Annotated in this window: 16 protein-coding genes; 6 read left to right on the top strand and 10 right to left on the bottom strand. The window is 59.3% G+C overall.

Annotated elements, in window-relative coordinates:
- Positions 1 to 29: 29 nt before the first annotated feature.
- Both BM269_RS26985 and BM269_RS26980 read left to right on the top strand, forming a co-directional pair.
- Positions 30 to 986, top strand: coding sequence for a homoserine kinase (locus BM269_RS26985; RefSeq protein WP_090444983.1), 957 nt, complete (start codon positions 30 to 32; stop codon positions 984 to 986).
- Positions 987 to 1,763, top strand: coding sequence for a BPSS1780 family membrane protein (locus BM269_RS26980; RefSeq protein ID WP_090444981.1), 777 nt, complete (start codon positions 987 to 989; stop codon positions 1,761 to 1,763).
- A gap of 21 nt (positions 1,764 to 1,784) precedes the next feature.
- On the opposite strand, the gene BM269_RS26975 is transcribed toward BM269_RS26980, so the two are convergent.
- From BM269_RS26975 to BM269_RS26940, 7 genes are all read right to left on the bottom strand, one after another.
- Positions 1,785 to 2,252, bottom strand: a complete 468-nt coding sequence (locus tag BM269_RS26975; protein WP_090444978.1) for a DUF4275 family protein — start codon at positions 2,250 to 2,252, stop codon at positions 1,785 to 1,787.
- Positions 2,253 to 2,604: 352 nt separating this feature from the next.
- Positions 2,605 to 2,958, bottom strand: coding sequence for a hypothetical protein (locus tag BM269_RS26965; RefSeq protein WP_090444976.1), 354 nt, complete (start codon positions 2,956 to 2,958; stop codon positions 2,605 to 2,607).
- A gap of 141 nt (positions 2,959 to 3,099) precedes the next feature.
- Complete coding sequence (locus BM269_RS26960) at positions 3,100 to 3,822, bottom strand: hypothetical protein (RefSeq protein ID WP_139232886.1); 723 nt, start codon at positions 3,820 to 3,822, stop codon at positions 3,100 to 3,102.
- A gap of 52 nt (positions 3,823 to 3,874) precedes the next feature.
- Positions 3,875 to 4,252, bottom strand: coding sequence for a hypothetical protein (locus BM269_RS26955; RefSeq protein ID WP_090444970.1), 378 nt, complete (start codon positions 4,250 to 4,252; stop codon positions 3,875 to 3,877).
- A gap of 388 nt (positions 4,253 to 4,640) precedes the next feature.
- Positions 4,641 to 4,907, bottom strand: coding sequence for a hypothetical protein (locus BM269_RS29570; RefSeq protein WP_170860495.1), 267 nt, complete (start codon positions 4,905 to 4,907; stop codon positions 4,641 to 4,643).
- Between the two features lie 114 nt (positions 4,908 to 5,021).
- A complete protein-coding gene (locus BM269_RS29265) occupies positions 5,022 to 5,294 on the bottom strand; it encodes a hypothetical protein (protein ID WP_139232885.1) in 273 nt (90 codons plus the stop codon).
- A gap of 65 nt (positions 5,295 to 5,359) precedes the next feature.
- A complete protein-coding gene (locus BM269_RS26940) occupies positions 5,360 to 5,692 on the bottom strand; it encodes a hypothetical protein (RefSeq protein WP_090444961.1) in 333 nt (110 codons plus the stop codon).
- 432 nt (positions 5,693 to 6,124) lie between these two features.
- On the opposite strand from BM269_RS26940, the gene BM269_RS26935 reads away from it, so the two are divergent.
- On the top strand, positions 6,125 to 8,431 hold the full coding sequence (locus BM269_RS26935) for a UvrD-helicase domain-containing protein (protein ID WP_090444957.1): 2,307 nt from the start codon (positions 6,125 to 6,127) through the stop codon (positions 8,429 to 8,431).
- Between the two features lie 62 nt (positions 8,432 to 8,493).
- Here the strand turns inward: BM269_RS26935 and BM269_RS26930 are convergent, their stop codons facing one another.
- Complete coding sequence (locus BM269_RS26930) at positions 8,494 to 8,967, bottom strand: hypothetical protein (protein WP_090444953.1); 474 nt, start codon at positions 8,965 to 8,967, stop codon at positions 8,494 to 8,496.
- Between the two features lie 258 nt (positions 8,968 to 9,225).
- On the opposite strand from BM269_RS26930, the gene BM269_RS26925 reads away from it, so the two are divergent.
- Positions 9,226 to 10,149 (top strand): DMT family transporter, encoded by a 924-nt coding sequence (locus BM269_RS26925; protein ID WP_090444950.1) that lies wholly within the window; start codon positions 9,226 to 9,228, stop codon positions 10,147 to 10,149.
- A gap of 50 nt (positions 10,150 to 10,199) precedes the next feature.
- Here BM269_RS26925 and BM269_RS26920 read toward each other — a convergent pair whose 3' ends face one another.
- Together BM269_RS26920 and BM269_RS26915 are read right to left on the bottom strand one after the other, a co-directional pair.
- Positions 10,200 to 10,637: a hypothetical protein gene (locus BM269_RS26920; protein ID WP_090444948.1), complete on the bottom strand. Its 438-nt coding sequence runs from the start codon at positions 10,635 to 10,637 to the stop codon at positions 10,200 to 10,202.
- Between the two features lie 166 nt (positions 10,638 to 10,803).
- A complete protein-coding gene (locus BM269_RS26915; protein WP_090444945.1) occupies positions 10,804 to 11,313 on the bottom strand; it encodes a GNAT family N-acetyltransferase in 510 nt (169 codons plus the stop codon).
- 130 nt (positions 11,314 to 11,443) lie between these two features.
- Between BM269_RS26915 and BM269_RS26910 the strand changes: the two genes are divergently transcribed.
- Complete coding sequence (locus BM269_RS26910) at positions 11,444 to 11,752, top strand: DUF7709 family protein (protein ID WP_211482753.1); 309 nt, start codon at positions 11,444 to 11,446, stop codon at positions 11,750 to 11,752.
- A 79-nt stretch (positions 11,753 to 11,831) separates the two neighbouring features.
- Positions 11,832 to 15,275 carry an EAL domain-containing protein gene (locus tag BM269_RS30085; protein WP_090444939.1) on the top strand — a complete coding sequence of 1,148 codons (3,444 nt, stop codon included), beginning with the start codon at positions 11,832 to 11,834 and terminating at the stop codon, positions 15,273 to 15,275.
- Positions 15,276 to 15,419: the final 144 nt, after the last annotated feature.

Below are 15,419 nucleotides of genomic sequence, written 5' to 3'. Positions count from 1 at the left end.
CTCCGTACGAACACTTAACCTGGTTTCTCATGGCAGTTTTTACCCCGGTCTCACTGGAAGATGTCGGCCATTGGATCAAGCAATTCCCCCTTGGCAAAGCCGTCGCGCTGAAAGGTATCGCTTCCGGCATCGAGAACAGCAATTTTTTCCTGACTACCGAGCGCGGCGAGTTCGTGCTCACGATTTTTGAAAACCTCACCTTCGAACAGCTGCCGTTCTACCTGCGGCTGATGCGCCACCTCGCCGAACACGGCGTGCTGGTACCGGCGCCTGTGCCCAACGACCAGGGTGAACTCTGCGTGCCGCTGCACGGCAAGCCGGCCGCCATCGTCTCCAAGCTGGAAGGCAAGCCGCAAATGGCGCCCCAGCCGGTGCACTGCGGCGCCGTTGGCGCCATGCTGGCGCGCATGCACCTGGCCGGCCAAGACTTCACCCTGCAGCAGCCCAACTTGCGCGGCCTGCCATGGTGGCGCGAAGCCACCGCCGCCGTGCTGCCGCACCTGGCGCTGGAACAAGCCCACCTGCTGCACGACGAAATGAAATTCCAGGAAGCGCTGCACGCTTCCGACGACTATCACACCCTGCAGCGCGGCCCGGTACACGCCGACTTGTTCCGCGATAACGTGATGTTCGACGGCGAGCGCCTGACCGGCTTCTTCGACTTCTATTTCGCCGGCTGCGACAGTTGGCTGTTCGACGTGGCGGTGACTGTCAACGACTGGTGCATCGACCTGGCCACCGGCGCGCTCGACGAAGCACGCGTGCGCGCCATGCTGGATGCCTACCACTCGGTGCGGCCATTCACCGCCACCGAGCACTCGCTGTGGCCTGCCCTGCTGCGCGCCGGCGCATTGCGCTTCTGGATATCGCGCCTGTACGACTTTTATTTGCCGCGCGCCGCCGAAATGCTGACGCCGCACGACCCCACCCACTTTGAGCGCATCCTGCGCACACGCATTGCCGTTCCGGCTCCGGAGTTGTATTAAATGAGTAACGTACCCGCCAGCGCAGGCCTCGCCTGGATCCGCGAAGGCTTTGCCATCTTCCGCAAACAGCCCGGCGGGCTGATGCTGTTGATGCTGGCCTACCTGGTGGCGGGCGTCATACTCGGGATTATTCCCTTGCTGGGCCAATGGCTGCCGATGATCCTGGCGCCGGTCTTCACCGCCGTTTTCGTGCAAGCCTGCGCCGCAGCCGACCGCAAGCAAAGCCTGACGCCGGAAATGCTGCGCCCGATCTTCCAGAAGCCGGTTTTCCCGCGCCTGGCGGGACTGGGCGCGCTGTTCGTGCTGGTGCTTGCGCTGTTGGCCATGCTGTTCGCGTCCGTGGTCGGCATGGACACCATGCGCCAAATGGCGGAGCAGCAGGTAAAGCCGGATGCGGCAGCGGCGGCAGCCGCTGCCAACGGCAACTTCGGATGGGCCATGTTCGTGATCTTCCTGCTCTCGCTGCCGCTCAGCATGGCGATGCTGTTTGCCGCGCCGCTGATTTTCTGGCAGCAGATGCGCGTTGGCAAAGCCCTGTTCTACAGCTTCTTTGCGGTCTGGCGTGCACTGCGCGCCTTCCTGGTGTATTTCCTGTGCTGGGTGGCGATCGTGATGTTGCTGACCAATGTGGTGCTGCTTCTGCTTGGCAAAACCCTACTGGGCATGGCCGTGCTGCAATCGTCGCTGATGGTGATCGTGATGGTTATCCAGTGCTCGGTCTATGCCGCTTATAAAGCCATTTTCAGCGAGCCTGAACTGCCGGGGACTGGCGCGTAAGGTTCCCTTTGGCATCTGGCCTTAGGCCCATCCTTTCCGACGCGCTGCCTCGGCCTGGCGCCGCTTCTCCACCTTGAACTGATTTTCAGCGTCCAGCTTTACAAAGTCAGGATGGCGCGCAAAGTACGGGCCCAGCCAGCCATCTTCATGCGTGAATGCCATGGTCCACGCGAGGTTTGGCGGGAACACATAATAATCACTAAGGGACGAAGACCCTGGGAGCAAATCGGTGACAAAGGCCAGTTTGCGATCGTTCGAAAGAACGACGAACTCCATGCCGGCCTGCTGCTCGTACTGCCGCTTTGCTGCGGCGCCGGCAGAACTTGGGTAACGGCCGCTGCTGAATACGTGCCAAAGGTATGCCTTTGTGTTGGTACCTTGCCGGTTCTTGCCAAATACCGCAAGCCAGTCGTCGGCAAGCTGACTCGCCTCCGCCTCTGAGAACTGGCGAACTACACGGCCAGGATGAATCACTGCCTCATTCCGCATACGCCCTCCCGGCTAGCTGCAGATGTCGCGGCGATGACACCACAATCCCTCCAAGCTCATAAGCTCCTCCCTGTTCAGCAGGACTCCAGCCTTGACGTAAGGCTTCTCGAATTGCGCGCTCAACGACGCTCGGCGAAATCACTCCGGTCGCCGCCGACATCCAATTATCAGGGCGCGGAGTATCAACTTGAACCACGAGCGTAGAACGGCCACCGGCTTCCAGTACTACGACAAAGGTCATATTTGATTGTGCAAGCGCCTGCGCATAGGTAGGGCTCGATCGAACCGCCCATCGGTATGACTTGGAGTCTACGACAATGCGGCGGCTTCCCTTTTTTGCAATCGCCATCGATTAGGTATGAAACTCGTGAATGACCTCAATGAGGCCCACGATGTTTTCATTCAACTCCTCCAATTCCTCAGCGGGCACCCACCATTCGGTACGGTTGCCGCCACCAACCTTCTGGATCGGATAACGGTCCATAAACTCAGCCTTCACTTCAAATCGCATTACGAAGCCGGCACCGCATTCACGCACATTCCATTCCTTCGAAATTTGAACGGCATAGGCCTCGTTTGTGACCGGGTAGAAAATGGGCTGTTCGGGAAGCCTGGGCGGCCAACGTTTGAAGCCTGACGCTTGCACGAGCTCGAGCTCGAGCTCCTTGGGGCCCGTGGGGCGAAAGAGGGTAATTGTCTTTTCCATGCGTGTCAGTTGCAAAAAATTGCTCGCGAGCGGATTTTCGATAGCGCCTGGTATTCAGGCGATTGTTCGATTATAAGGCTGCTCACAACTGGTCGAGCAAGGCCCTGAGTTCCATTCGAGCGAGCGTCAGGATAAGGTCCGTCATCCCAGGGTCCGATCCAACATCTGATCAATCTCGGTTATCGGAAAGCGCACATCACCGATCACTACGTAGCGGTGCGCGCAATCGACCTGCACCGATATCCCAAGAGGCAATCGATCTCCAGGAAATCGTCTCAAATCAAGGCGCACCGTCGTATCGGACTCCCACATCGCACGATCCATCGACCAGTTCGAGTCAGCCAGTTCCAGGATCACATCCTGGGTTCTCGCGTCAATTATCGAAGGCGAGTAGACCCAAAGCGAGTTACGCGCCTCCCATGGATCGACCAACACCTTATAGGACCCGGATGGAGAACTCGATTGAAAACCCGCAGTCATACCAAGTGGACTAGCGTTAAGGTTTGCAGCGTTCGATCCCACCTTTTCCTCTTGATGGGTAAGCTTTATTCGCAATCTCTCAGAGATCCGCTCCGTGATCCAGTTCGCTGGCCCATACGCGACAGCCTCCACCAGAAGCGCGTCGTGTTTTGCGTCTGCCCAGGTCACCGAAATTTCAAGTTGAATCACCTCACCATCGACAGATAATTCCTCGATCTGAGGTTTATGGCCGACCAGTTCTCGAAGCTGATCTTTCGGAAGCCCTGACCAGTATTCGAGGGCACGAGCCAAAGCTGGATAAACTTTTCCGGAATGCATATCGACGCTTGATGATTGATAATAATTGCAGAATTCCGCTGCGTGCGGTCCTCCAGTTGACGGCAAGTTGCCATCCGTACGCGCGGATAGGGACAATCGACGGATTGCCTTACCGGGCCTACGGAACGAAACCGCTTACATCCTCAAGGGTGACAAACGCTCCCGCTTCAACCCCGGTAACAATCAATTCCAGGTTGATATAGGCGCCATCTGCAACTGGCACAAGGCATTCGACCGCGGCACACAAATTACAATCGTTCGGGGCGAAGAACTTTACGTCAACTTCGACCGCAGTCACTGCCCGCGTCCGATTTGGCGATCCAACTGCATTCCGGAAATCGGCTTCGATCGCAGCGGGAATCGCACGATCAAATGCGACTGCGTATCCGAACCGTTCGGCCAAACCGGAGAAGTCTTGGCGCAAAAGCATAGCCGACGCTTCTTTTCCAAGCGCAACAAGAGACATCTCGTCGATCTGCGTAGAAACGAGTTTCATTCAGTGTGCATCGTGTTTTTTAGCGGCAGCAGGAGCCTGTTCGAACTGGCGTTCAGCGAAATTGCTTATATTCGTATAGCCTATCCGTTGGCCGGGATTCCATAAGCGCAAAGGTTAACGAGGTTGTGCGCAATCACTCTTTCGTCGGTTATCAGAGGCGTGAACTGAGTTCAACTTGCCGAAGATTATCAAAGCAATTCTAGCAAATCACGATGCATCCGCGACAGGCTAGGTCGTTGTCAACAACAAAATAAGTCCAAGAACGCCAATCCATCCACGTCGCCATTAATTTTTTCCTCGTGATATTCCTCAAACCTGAGCCGCTCAACGTGCAGGATAACCGGCGGCCGGAGCACGCAGCGAGGATGCCGTCCGGTTGATTAATTTGTTAGCCATTTGACTGTTCTTCCAAGGCCAAGAAAGCTGATATCTCCGCGTCGCTCGGGTGCCAGAACGCACCACGCGATTCAAAGAGCTGAATTAGTCCAAGGAGCAGCAACGGATCTTCAGCAAACAGCTCGCAACGCGGGTTCACGGCTTTGTACCGCCGAAGGCCAGTGAGCTCGCGAGTGACCTCGTACCCAAGCGCACGGGCAACCGCCAATGCCGGCGCCAACGTATTTCCAGCGGCAGATACGATGATACGTTCTGTCATAAGCGGGCTAACCTGCCAAGCTAACCGACACGACAAGCGCGAAGCGATTGGCGTGTCCAGCGAACGTAGTGAGCAAGATTGAGCGCAAGGTTGGGCTAGAAAGGCATTTTGATTTCATTTTTGGATTCTAGCGACATGCGTTCCTCCGAGTGGAAAGATGTGGTACCCGCAGTGTTCGGTGAAAACACCGACCTCATCAAGCTTAGGCTCCTCGATGACAAGCGCATGTTCGAACTTGGCCTCCGAATCGTCTTCGAATTTCAAAGAGACGTAGTGCGATACTGGGAAATCATCTGCGGCCAGTTCTGTTCTTTCGTCATCAGAGAATTGGCGAATCCAAAGTGTAAGGCGCGTTTTCCAGCGATCCGGCAGGTCAGCGTGCTTCATAGATGGCCCAACGTGGTGCTAACCGGCGCGCGCAAGCGCGTCCGGTTGAGCTAGAGTTTAGGTGCTTAGTGCGCCGCACCGAGCAAGTGTTTGCGAATGTTTTCATTGACGATTGCTCGGAACAGCAGTCCTTCGGAATGCTTTTGAACGACCGGATCAGGATCAGCCTTCATTGAATCTGAAAGTACCGTACGCGAGTCATCTTTCGCCGCCAGTGCAACGAGCTCCAGCGCTTCTATCCGTATTGAAGAGTCTTCGACATCGTAGGCGATGTCAACCAATTGGTCATACTCACCAGGAAGATGCTGGAGCAAAGCTTCTTGGCGCTCAACGTAGCCTTCTTCGGTTCGCGTTTTCGAAAGAACCGTAAGTGCCGAGATGAGATCTGGATTAAACATATGACTGGCTGATCCTAACGTGTGAATTCAGCGGGCGCCGTAGGCGATCCGCTGGAATGAAATGTTGTGCAACGCGCGTGAACTTGCCACGAAGGTGTTGCCGACAATGCGTCCGCGCCAGCGCCCGCACGAACGGCAGCATACCGCAACTGCTCGCCCTTGCCGCAAAACGCAGAATCGCCACCAGCCCAGGCGCCACCGCAAGCCGCACGGCCAGATTTGGCGGCGGCCCAATAGCGAAACGAAGTGGCGAAGGAAAACATCGTGTTCAAATCAAAGCGGGGCACAACGTAAATTCGACGTCATATTGACGTTTTAATAAACTTCATTATGACGCCTAATGCCGAGGCAATCAATCTCCAATGACCCAACCAACGAGCCGCCACGCCCGCTCTCCCGGCCCTCCAGGCGCTCCGCCGGTATAATGGCGGGATGCAAAATCTCCTCCACAACCTCAATCCCGAACAACTCGCAGCAGTCACCCTGCCACCGCAAAATGCCCTGATCCTGGCCGGTGCCGGATCGGGTAAAACGCGCGTGCTGACCACCCGTATCGCGTGGCTGATCCAGACTGGCCAGGTCTCCCCTGCCGGCGTGCTGGCGGTGACCTTTACCAATAAAGCGGCCAAGGAAATGCTCACCCGCCTGAGCGCCATGTTACCGATTAATACACGCGGCATGTGGATCGGTACCTTCCACGGCCTGTGCAACCGCTTGCTGCGCACCCACTTCAAGGATGCCGCGCTGCCGCAGACCTTTCAAATCCTCGACTCGCAAGACCAACTGTCGATGATCAAGCGCCTGCTGAAAGCGAACAATATCGACGATGAGAAGTTCCCGCCGAAGCAGGTGATGTACTTCATCAACAACAACAAAGACCAGGGCTTGCGCGCCTCGCAGGTGGAGGCCTACGACGCGCTGGAGCGCAAGCTGGTCGAGTTGTACCAGCTTTATGACGACCAGTGCCAGCGCGAGGGCGTGGTGGATTTCGCCGAACTGCTGCTGCGCACCTACGAGCTGTTGTCCCGCAACGAGCCGTTGCGCCAGCACTACCAGCAGCGATTCCGCCACATCCTGGTCGACGAGTTCCAGGATACGAATAACCTGCAGTACGCCTGGTTGAAGCTGATGGCGGGACACGCCTCGCCGATCGGTGGGGCACTGTTCGCCGTGGGCGACGATGACCAGAGCATCTACGCTTTCCGCGGCGCCAACGTGGGCAATATGCAGGCCTTCGAAAGCGAGTTCCAGGTCAAGAACCTGATCAAGCTGGAACAGAACTACCGCTCGCATGGCCACATCCTGGATTCCGCCAACCTGCTGATCGCGAACAACAGTCGCCGCTTGGGCAAGAACCTGCGCACCGACGCCGGCCACGGCGAGCAGGTGCGCGTGTATGAAGCCAGCTCGGACCTGCAGGAAGCGCAGTGGATCATCGATGAGGCCAAATCGCTGATCGCCGAAGGCGCCCTGCGCCGCGAGATCGCCATCCTGTACCGTTCCAATGCACAGTCGCGCGTGATCGAACATGCGCTGTTCTCGGCCGGCATGCCATATCACGTGTACGGCGGCCTGCGCTACTTCCAGCGCGCCGAGGTCAAGCACGCTATCGCCTACCTGCAGTTGATGGACAACCCGCACAATGATTCGGCCTTCCTGCGCGTGGTGAACTTCCCGGCGCGCGGCATCGGTGCGCGCTCGATCGAACAATTGCAAAATGCGGCGGCCACCTACAACTGCTCACTGTATGCCGCCGTGCCTTACATGATCGGCAAGGCTGGCAGCTCGCTTGCCGCCTTCACCAAGCTGATTGAAGGCGTGCGTTTCGAGACCCAGCAACTAGCGCTTCCGGAACTGGTGAAGATCACGCTGGATTCTTCCGGCCTGCTGCAGCATTACCAGAACGAGAAGGAAGGCGCCGACCGCGTCGAGAACTTGGAGCAGATGGTCAGCGCGGCAACGCAGTTCGTGTCGGAAGAAGGCTTCGGCCAGGGCGCGCCTGCGCACCTCGGCCCGCAGGCTTCGGCCTCCGCTGGCGCCCAGGTGGTGGTTGCCGATGGCGTGGAGATCATCGATGCCGATGCACCGTTGGCAACTGTGATGTCGCCGCTGTCGGCATTCCTGTCGCACGCTTCGCTTGAAGCTGGCGACAACCAGGCGCAGGAAGGCCAGGATGCACTGCAGCTGATGACAGTGCACTCGGCCAAGGGCCTGGAATTCGACAACGTCTTCATCACCGGCCTGGAAGAAGGCCTGTTCCCGCACGAGAGCAGCTCGAAGGAAGAAGGCGGGGTGGAGGAAGAGCGCCGTCTGATGTACGTTGCGATCACGCGTGCGCGCAAGAGGCTGTACATGTCGTTCTGCCAGACCCGCATGTTGCACGGCCAGACGCGCTACAACATGAAGTCGCGCTTCTTCGACGAATTGCCGGAAGAATCGCTGAAGTGGCTCACGGCGCGGGTGCAGAACAACTGGTTCTCCACCGGTTCACGCAAATCGGCATGGGATGAAATGCCGTCCGTGCCAAGTGCCGACAATCGCCTGGCAGCGCGCATGAACGAACGCTCCGGCGCTTCCGGCGGCTGGCGCATCGGCGAGTCGGTCGCCCACGCCAAGTTCGGTGAAGGTGTGATCGTCAACCTCGAAGGCAGCGGAGCCAACTGCCGGGCGCAAATCAATTTCGGCTCCTTCGGCATGAAGGTACTCGACCTCTCGGTGGCCAAGCTGGAACGGATTTGATCCAGCATCGGGCGGAAACATCTACATTTCCGCCCGATCGCTGCGCCGGTTCGGCGCGTCTTTCACTTACATTGCTGCTTGGTCATCGAGATCGCATTCAGGTCGGTCGCAGTGAAGGCTGTGGGGATAGTCGGATCAGGTACGGCCACCATCGCCGTACGGAGGTTGGCAATGGCATCCAGATGGCCTTGTTCTCCATTCCTGAATAGCTGCTGCGCTTGCGAGGTTGCGCCGTACATCCCATTACACAGAAGCGCCTTCCGGAAAATCTGCAAGACGGTTCGCCTTGCACCGAAGGTCGTTGAGCGATCTGCTGCCGTGCCGGGCGCGTGATTGATGTTTGCGTAGGCGTTCTCGCATTGTGTCCCGAGGATGGGATATGCATCCTTGATGCCCTGGCACGAGGCCACGGTGGCTGGCGGGGCCGCGAGTGCAACGGTCGGCATGAAAGCAACCAACACTAGCGACATCACGATCGACGCCAGGTTGACGACGAAGTATTTCGGTTGAGCTGCAATTTGGCGCAGGGTTTTCATAGGAATCCCTTTCGAAAGTAGTGGTTGTGGAAAGTGCCCGAGGTGATTTATCCACCCGGTTCAAATTGTGGCTGGTGCCGTCCGTAGGTTTCTGACACTGCCTGACTCAGAGCAGAACGAGGTCGTTGAAGGCAGATCATGCCCGCACGGCATCTGCAAATTTGCATAACTCATAAGCAATTATTTGGAATTTTCATGCAATAAAGCATGGCCTAAAGTGGGCGCCATCGTCACCCACATTCTTAATGGAGGCCATGCATGGAAACCCTTCTGATCCCCGCTTCACTTCTTGCCGGCGGCCTGCTTGCGGTGCAGGCGGGCGCCAATGCCCAACTGTCGAAAGCCACGGGCAGCCCCTTTGCCGCAACCACGCTGCAATTATCGGTAGGTACGCTTGCTTTGCTGGTGCTCGCCCTGTTCACTGGAACGCTGACCGCGGTTGCAGCCTTGCCCCATGTGCCTTGGTGGCATGCGGTCGGCGGAGTGGCGAGCGCCTTTTATGTCGTTTCGACGATCCTGCTGTTTCCACGCCTCGGAGCGATCGTTTCGGTAGGCCTTTTCATCGCGGGCCAGATGCTGGCTTCATTTGCGCTCGACGTCACGGGATTGGCTGGCGGTTCGCCGCGTAGCATCGATGCGCCGCTTGCCGTCGGAATGCTGGCGATCCTGGCGGGTGCCGCGATCATCGTGAAGGGGCAGTCCGGCCAGCAATCGCAGCCAGTCGCCGGCAAGGCCGGCTGGATCGTTCTCGCACTTCTGGCCGGAGCGGTTCTTCCGGTACAGGGTGTGGTGAATGGGTTGTTGCGGCATGATCTCGGTGCGCCATTCGTCGTGGGCGCCGTGAGCTTCCTCGTCGCTACGCTGTCGATGGCCGCGGCGCTGCTGTTCTCCGCCGCGGTTCTGCGTACACCGGCGCCTACGCTGCAAGGCCTGCCGGCCATGCCTTGGTGGGGGTGGCTGGGCGGCTTTGCCGGCGCGATCTACGTGACCACTGTGTTCACCGCGATTCCGGTCATCGGCGCGTCGGCGGCAGTCGGGCTGACAGTGGCTGGCCAGCAAGTGGCGTCTGTCTTCGTCGACCGGCATGGCTGGTTCCGGCTGCCTAAACGCGATGTCTCGGCACTGCGGCTTGCCGGCGTCGTGCTGCTGTTAGCTGGTGTGGCGGTCATCAAGCTGCTGTGAAACGTGATGCGCATCGCGGTCGGTACTTTCCCGTGCTGGCCAGATCCAGGTCAAGCCAAGCGCCGCCAACCCCACCATGTATAGTGATATTCCCGCTCCTCGACTTTGAAGGCTGATCCGCAAATGCTGCATGAACAACGATAGAAGTCGATCCAGTTACCGTCAAGGTAGGTGATTCCGTCGATGCTTACGTTCCCTGCAGCTTGCTCGTCTTTCGGGTCAAACATCATGTACTCGGGATAAAGGCGGCACAGGCACCCTTCACCGTCCCGGTGATAACGCAACTTCCGAAGCGCAAACTGCAGATGTTTGTCGTTAGGGATCAACATTCCCCCAAGCTCCAGATTCTTGGTACTGGACGTAATCTCGTCGAGAATCGATGCGAGTGCATCCAGTTCGGCGGTGTCGCGAAGCTTGATGATCGCGCATGCGATCGACCAGACCCTGGTCGCGTCACCAGAAAGGATATCGTTTATCAGTTTAGTCATTCTGTACGCTTCTTATTCGCGGGTAGTTTTGCTTTCTCCGTACCTTCATCGGGAATGAGATCTAAAACATCGTGCAGTTCCAAAGTTTGTAGATCCAACTTGATGATTGCCAGGCGGCGGACACGAACTTCATAACGAAGGTATGACTGAAGTCTATGGCCGCTAATCAGGTATTCACCAACACCTTGGTCATGGGGATCTCATCGTACATCACACCGTCGACGATCAGCGCGGCCGGTTCGTAACCCCAGGCATTGAAGCCCAATGATTCATATAGTTTTTGTGCGGGCTCGTTACCGGCAGTGACGGCGAGGCTCACATGGGTTACACCTTGCAGAGAAGCGGCGCAGTCCAGCGCGCATTCCATCAGCTGGCGGGCGGCGCCTTTGCCGCGATGTGCGGTGGCCACGTACACGCCACGGATATGTGCGCGGTGCCGCTGCTTCGGACTGCTATCGCGGTCCACACGCGCGATTGCAATCAGCGCCTCGCCATCGAACACGCCAAGATAGTCGCGTCCCGATCCCGGCGACAGGCGTCGAGCGATTTCACTCAGCGGTGTGGTGGACTCTTCTTCAAGGCTCGCAGTGAATGCAGTTGGCGCTTCGCGCAGGCCTTCCAGGCGCAGGGAATGGTAGACGGCGGCGTCGCCGGGTGTCAAAAGTCTGGTATGCATGGTGCCAGCATTGTACTGAATGATGGGTTTTCGCCACATGTTGTCGCGAAACCGCCAAGGTGGCGGGAGGGGCCTTGAAGGTGCGCTTGAACGTGCGAATATGCGCCTCACTCACACGAAAGGAGCAACGATGAATACGCAAAATAATCTCGCCGCTATCAACCAAAAGATCCTCGCCGACGGCGAATCCCTACCGCTGGTGCAGCTAAAGGATGGCAGCAAGGTCCAAACCGGCACCGTCGCCACGATGTTGCGCAATATCGACCTCTACAACTCTGGCGAGCGTGGCGATATTGAACAGCAACTGGAGGCCGCCATCCCAACGGTGGCCAAGGTCGGATTGTTCGACCTGTTCCCACCGGAAGAGTGGATTGCAGGCAGCAACCAAGGCCGCCGCCTGGTCGGCACCCTCGCTGCGCAGTATCTTGCCTTTAAGTAGTTGATATCTGTGGGGATTTTTTTCTGCTAGATTGAGGAGAGCGCTGTCCACACTGCAATACATACCGATAAGGGTCGCAATGTTCGACTACCTGATCCTCGTTCTCGGCGCGCCCGACAGCAGTGTGCTTTACCTTGGCCATTACGATCCCGTGCTGGTCATCCTGTCCGTGGCCGTCGCCATCTTCGCTTCCTATGCTGCGCTGCTGGTGGCGCAGTTGCTGCCTTCCGCAGCGAGTCCGGCACGCCGCGCAGGGTGGCTGGCGGCGGGCGGCGGCTGCCTTGGCCTGGGCATCTGGGCCATGCATTTCGTCGGCATGCTGGCCTTCACCCTGCCCTGCACGAACAGTTACGACGCCGGCCTCACGCTGCTGTCCACCGTACCCGGCATGCTGGCCAGTGGACTGGCTCTGCACGTGATCAGCCAGGGCCCGCCAAACACGCCGCGGCTGTGGATAGCCGGTACGCTGCTGGGTGCGGGCATCGGCGCCATGCACTACACCGGCATGGCCGCCATGCAATTCGACGGCATGATCAAGTATGACCTGCGCCTGTTCCTGTTATCGATTGCGGTGGCGGTAGCGATGGCGACACTGGCGCTGTGGCTCAAGTTCCGGCTGGCGCGCCTGAAAGGACGCTGGGCCTCCCCGCTGTGGAGTTCCGTGGTGATGGGCTTGGCCGTGGCGTGCATGCACTACACCGCGATGGCCGCCGCCTATTTTGTGCGCGACAACCGCGGCGGCAACGCAGCGGCGAACGCCGCCGAATCGGCGCATATCAGCCCCAGCATCCTGGCAGCTTCGGTCCTGGTGTTTACCAGCCTGCTGATCGTGGTCACCATCGTCGCCACGTATGTCGGTAAGCGCCGCCTGTTCACCTTTGAGCGCTCCTATCGTCTCGTGGCCACATTGATCATCGGCTGGAGCCTGATCGCCTGGCTGGGCGCCAGCTATCTCCAGCATCGCATGTCCGAAGACCTGTATCAGCACGAGCTGCAGGTGGCGCAGGTCCAGGCGGACAATGTGGCCAGCAGCATCGAGGAAAGCACGGCACGCCTGCGCGGCTTTGCATTGATGCTGGCGCGCGATGCGGGTATCCGCAGCATTGCAATACAGGGCGCCGCGGACCAGTCATCCAACGAACGGCTGGCGCAAACTGCACGCGCACTGAAGGTGGACAGCATGTTTGTACTCGACGCCAACGGCACCTGCATCGCTACCAGCAACCTGGCCGAAGCCGACTTCTATGTAGGCCGCAATTTCGCCAACCGCGACTACTACATCCAGTCGCACGCCAGCGAAGAGGGGCAACAGTATGGCGTCGGGCGCGACGGGCTATCGGGCGCCCTGTACTATGCCCATGCAGTGCGCGATGGCGGAAGATTCCTTGGCGTTGCCGTGGTCAAGCTGAATGCCGGCGCATTGGCCGCCATGGCCGGACCCTCGCAAGCCTGGGTAAGCGACCCCAATGGCGTGATCATCCACTCTGCCAACGCTGCCCTGCGCCACCAAGCCCTGCCTTCCGCCCGCGTGAACCGGCTGGACCCAGGGCAGCGCCGCCAGCGGTATGGACGCGAGACATTCGCCAGCATCGCACTGGAACCCTGGGACGCCGCAATGCCGGCCGTTTCCCGCATTGCCAACGCGCGCGTGCCCAGCGTGCTGGCAACCCGGCCGCTATCCGACGGCAGCTTATCGGTCACCGTTCCCCGGCCTTTACCTGCCCTGCTACACCAGGGCACGCGCCGCTTCTGGCTGTTCATGCTGATCGAATTTGCCGGCAGCATGCTGGTGGCTGCCGCCACTGCGACCGCGCTCTACCTGCGCGAGAAACAGAAGGCCGACGCCGACCTGCGCGTCGCCGCCACCGCCTTCGAATCGCTGGAAGGCATGGCCATCACCGATGCAGACCATATGATCCTGCGCGTGAACCGGGCCTACACCGACATCACCGGCTTTTCCGAGCGCGATGCCCTGGACCGCGAATTGCTGGTGTGCGACGAACCCGCCCTGCAACAGCGCATCTGGGATGGCGTGGCGGCGCACGGTGCGTGGCAGGGCGAGGTATGGCAACTACGCAAGGGCGGCGCGCGCTTCCCATGCTGGCTGGTGGTCACGGCCGTGCGCGATGCCGCCGGCGAAATCACCCACCATGTGTGCGCGCTGACCGACATCACCGAACGCAAGGCTTCGGAGCAGGAAATCCGCAACCTGGCGCTATTCGATTTCCTGACCCAGTTGCCGAACCGGCGCTGCCTGATGGATCGCTTGCAGCACGCGCTGGCGTCCAGCGCGCGTACCGGCCAGTGCGGTGCCCTACTGTTCATCGACCTGGACAACTTCAAGGACCTCAACGACACGCTGGGCCATAACGTGGGCGACATGCTGTTGCAGCAGGCCGCGCGCCGCTTCGTCGGCTGCGTGCGCGAGAGCGACACCGTGGCGCGCCTGGGCGGCGACGAATTCGTGATCATGCTGGAGAACCTGTCCGACGATACCGAACTGGCAGCCGAGCAGGCGCGTGCCATCGGCGCCAAGCTGCTGGCACGCCAGAACGAGCCGTACGTCATGGGCCCGCACCAGCATAGCTGCACTTCCAGCGTCGGCATCACGGTGTTCCGCGGCGAACAGGAAAGCCTGGAAGACCTTCTCAAGCAGACCGACCTCGCGATGTACCAGGCCAAGGCAGCCGGCCGCAACACCATGTGCTTCTTCGACCCCGCCATGCAGACCGTGGTCAGCGCGCGTGCCGCACTCGATGCGGACCTGCGCCAAGGCCTGTCGCTGCAGCAGTTCATCCTGCACTACCAGCCGCAAGTCGACGCCGAAGGCCGCATCACCGGCGCAGAAGCGCTGCTGCGCTGGCAGCACCCGATTCGCGGCCTGGTGCCGCCGATGCAGTTCATTGCAGCGGCCGAAGCGTCGAGCCTGATCCTGCCGCTTGGCGGTTGGGTGCTGGAGCAAGCATGCACCCAGTTAGTGGCCTGGTCGCGCCACCCGGCGACAGCCGCGCTGGAATTGGCGGTGAACGTCAGCCCGCGCCAGTTCTACCAGGCCGATTTCGTCGAGCAGGTGATGGGCGCGCTGCTGCGCAGCGGCGCTTCGCCGCGCTTGCTGAAGCTGGAACTGACCGAAGGCTTGCTGCTGGACGACGTGGAAGCCTCGATCGGCAAGATGGCGCTGCTGAAGGCAGCCGGCATCGGCATCTCGCTGGACGATTTCGGCACCGGCTATTCCTCGCTGGCCTACCTGAAACGCCTGCCGCTCTGCCAATTGAAGATCGACCGCTCGTTCGTGCGCGACATCCTGCACAACGCCGACGACGCCGCCATCACCAAGACCATCCTGACGCTAGCCGACAGCATGGGGTTGTCTGCGATTGCGGAAGGCGTCGAATCGCTCGAGCAGAAGAACTACCTGGCACGCCAGGGCTGCCGCGCCTTCCAGGGCTACCTGTTCGGCACGCCCTTGCCGGTAGCCGACTTCGAAGCCCTACTCCTGCCGGAACAGCTCGTCAGTGCCTAGAGGTTTGAAAGTCGGGGTCAGCTCTGGCTTCTCGAGGAACTTAATGTCCGATTGCCAGAGCTCGTATATTGAATCTGCACCTTTAGAAAAAGATATTAGGATTCTGAAGGCGGCGGGGCAAGGTCTCACCGAACAGAGTGGAAG

Origin of the sequence: Duganella sp. CF458 (genome assembly GCF_900113115.1) — a bacterium.
GTDB lineage: Bacteria > Pseudomonadota > Gammaproteobacteria > Burkholderiales > Burkholderiaceae_D > Rugamonas.
The sequence above is the reverse complement of the archived record's forward strand: the minus strand, read 5'-3'. Positions and strand labels throughout refer to the sequence as shown.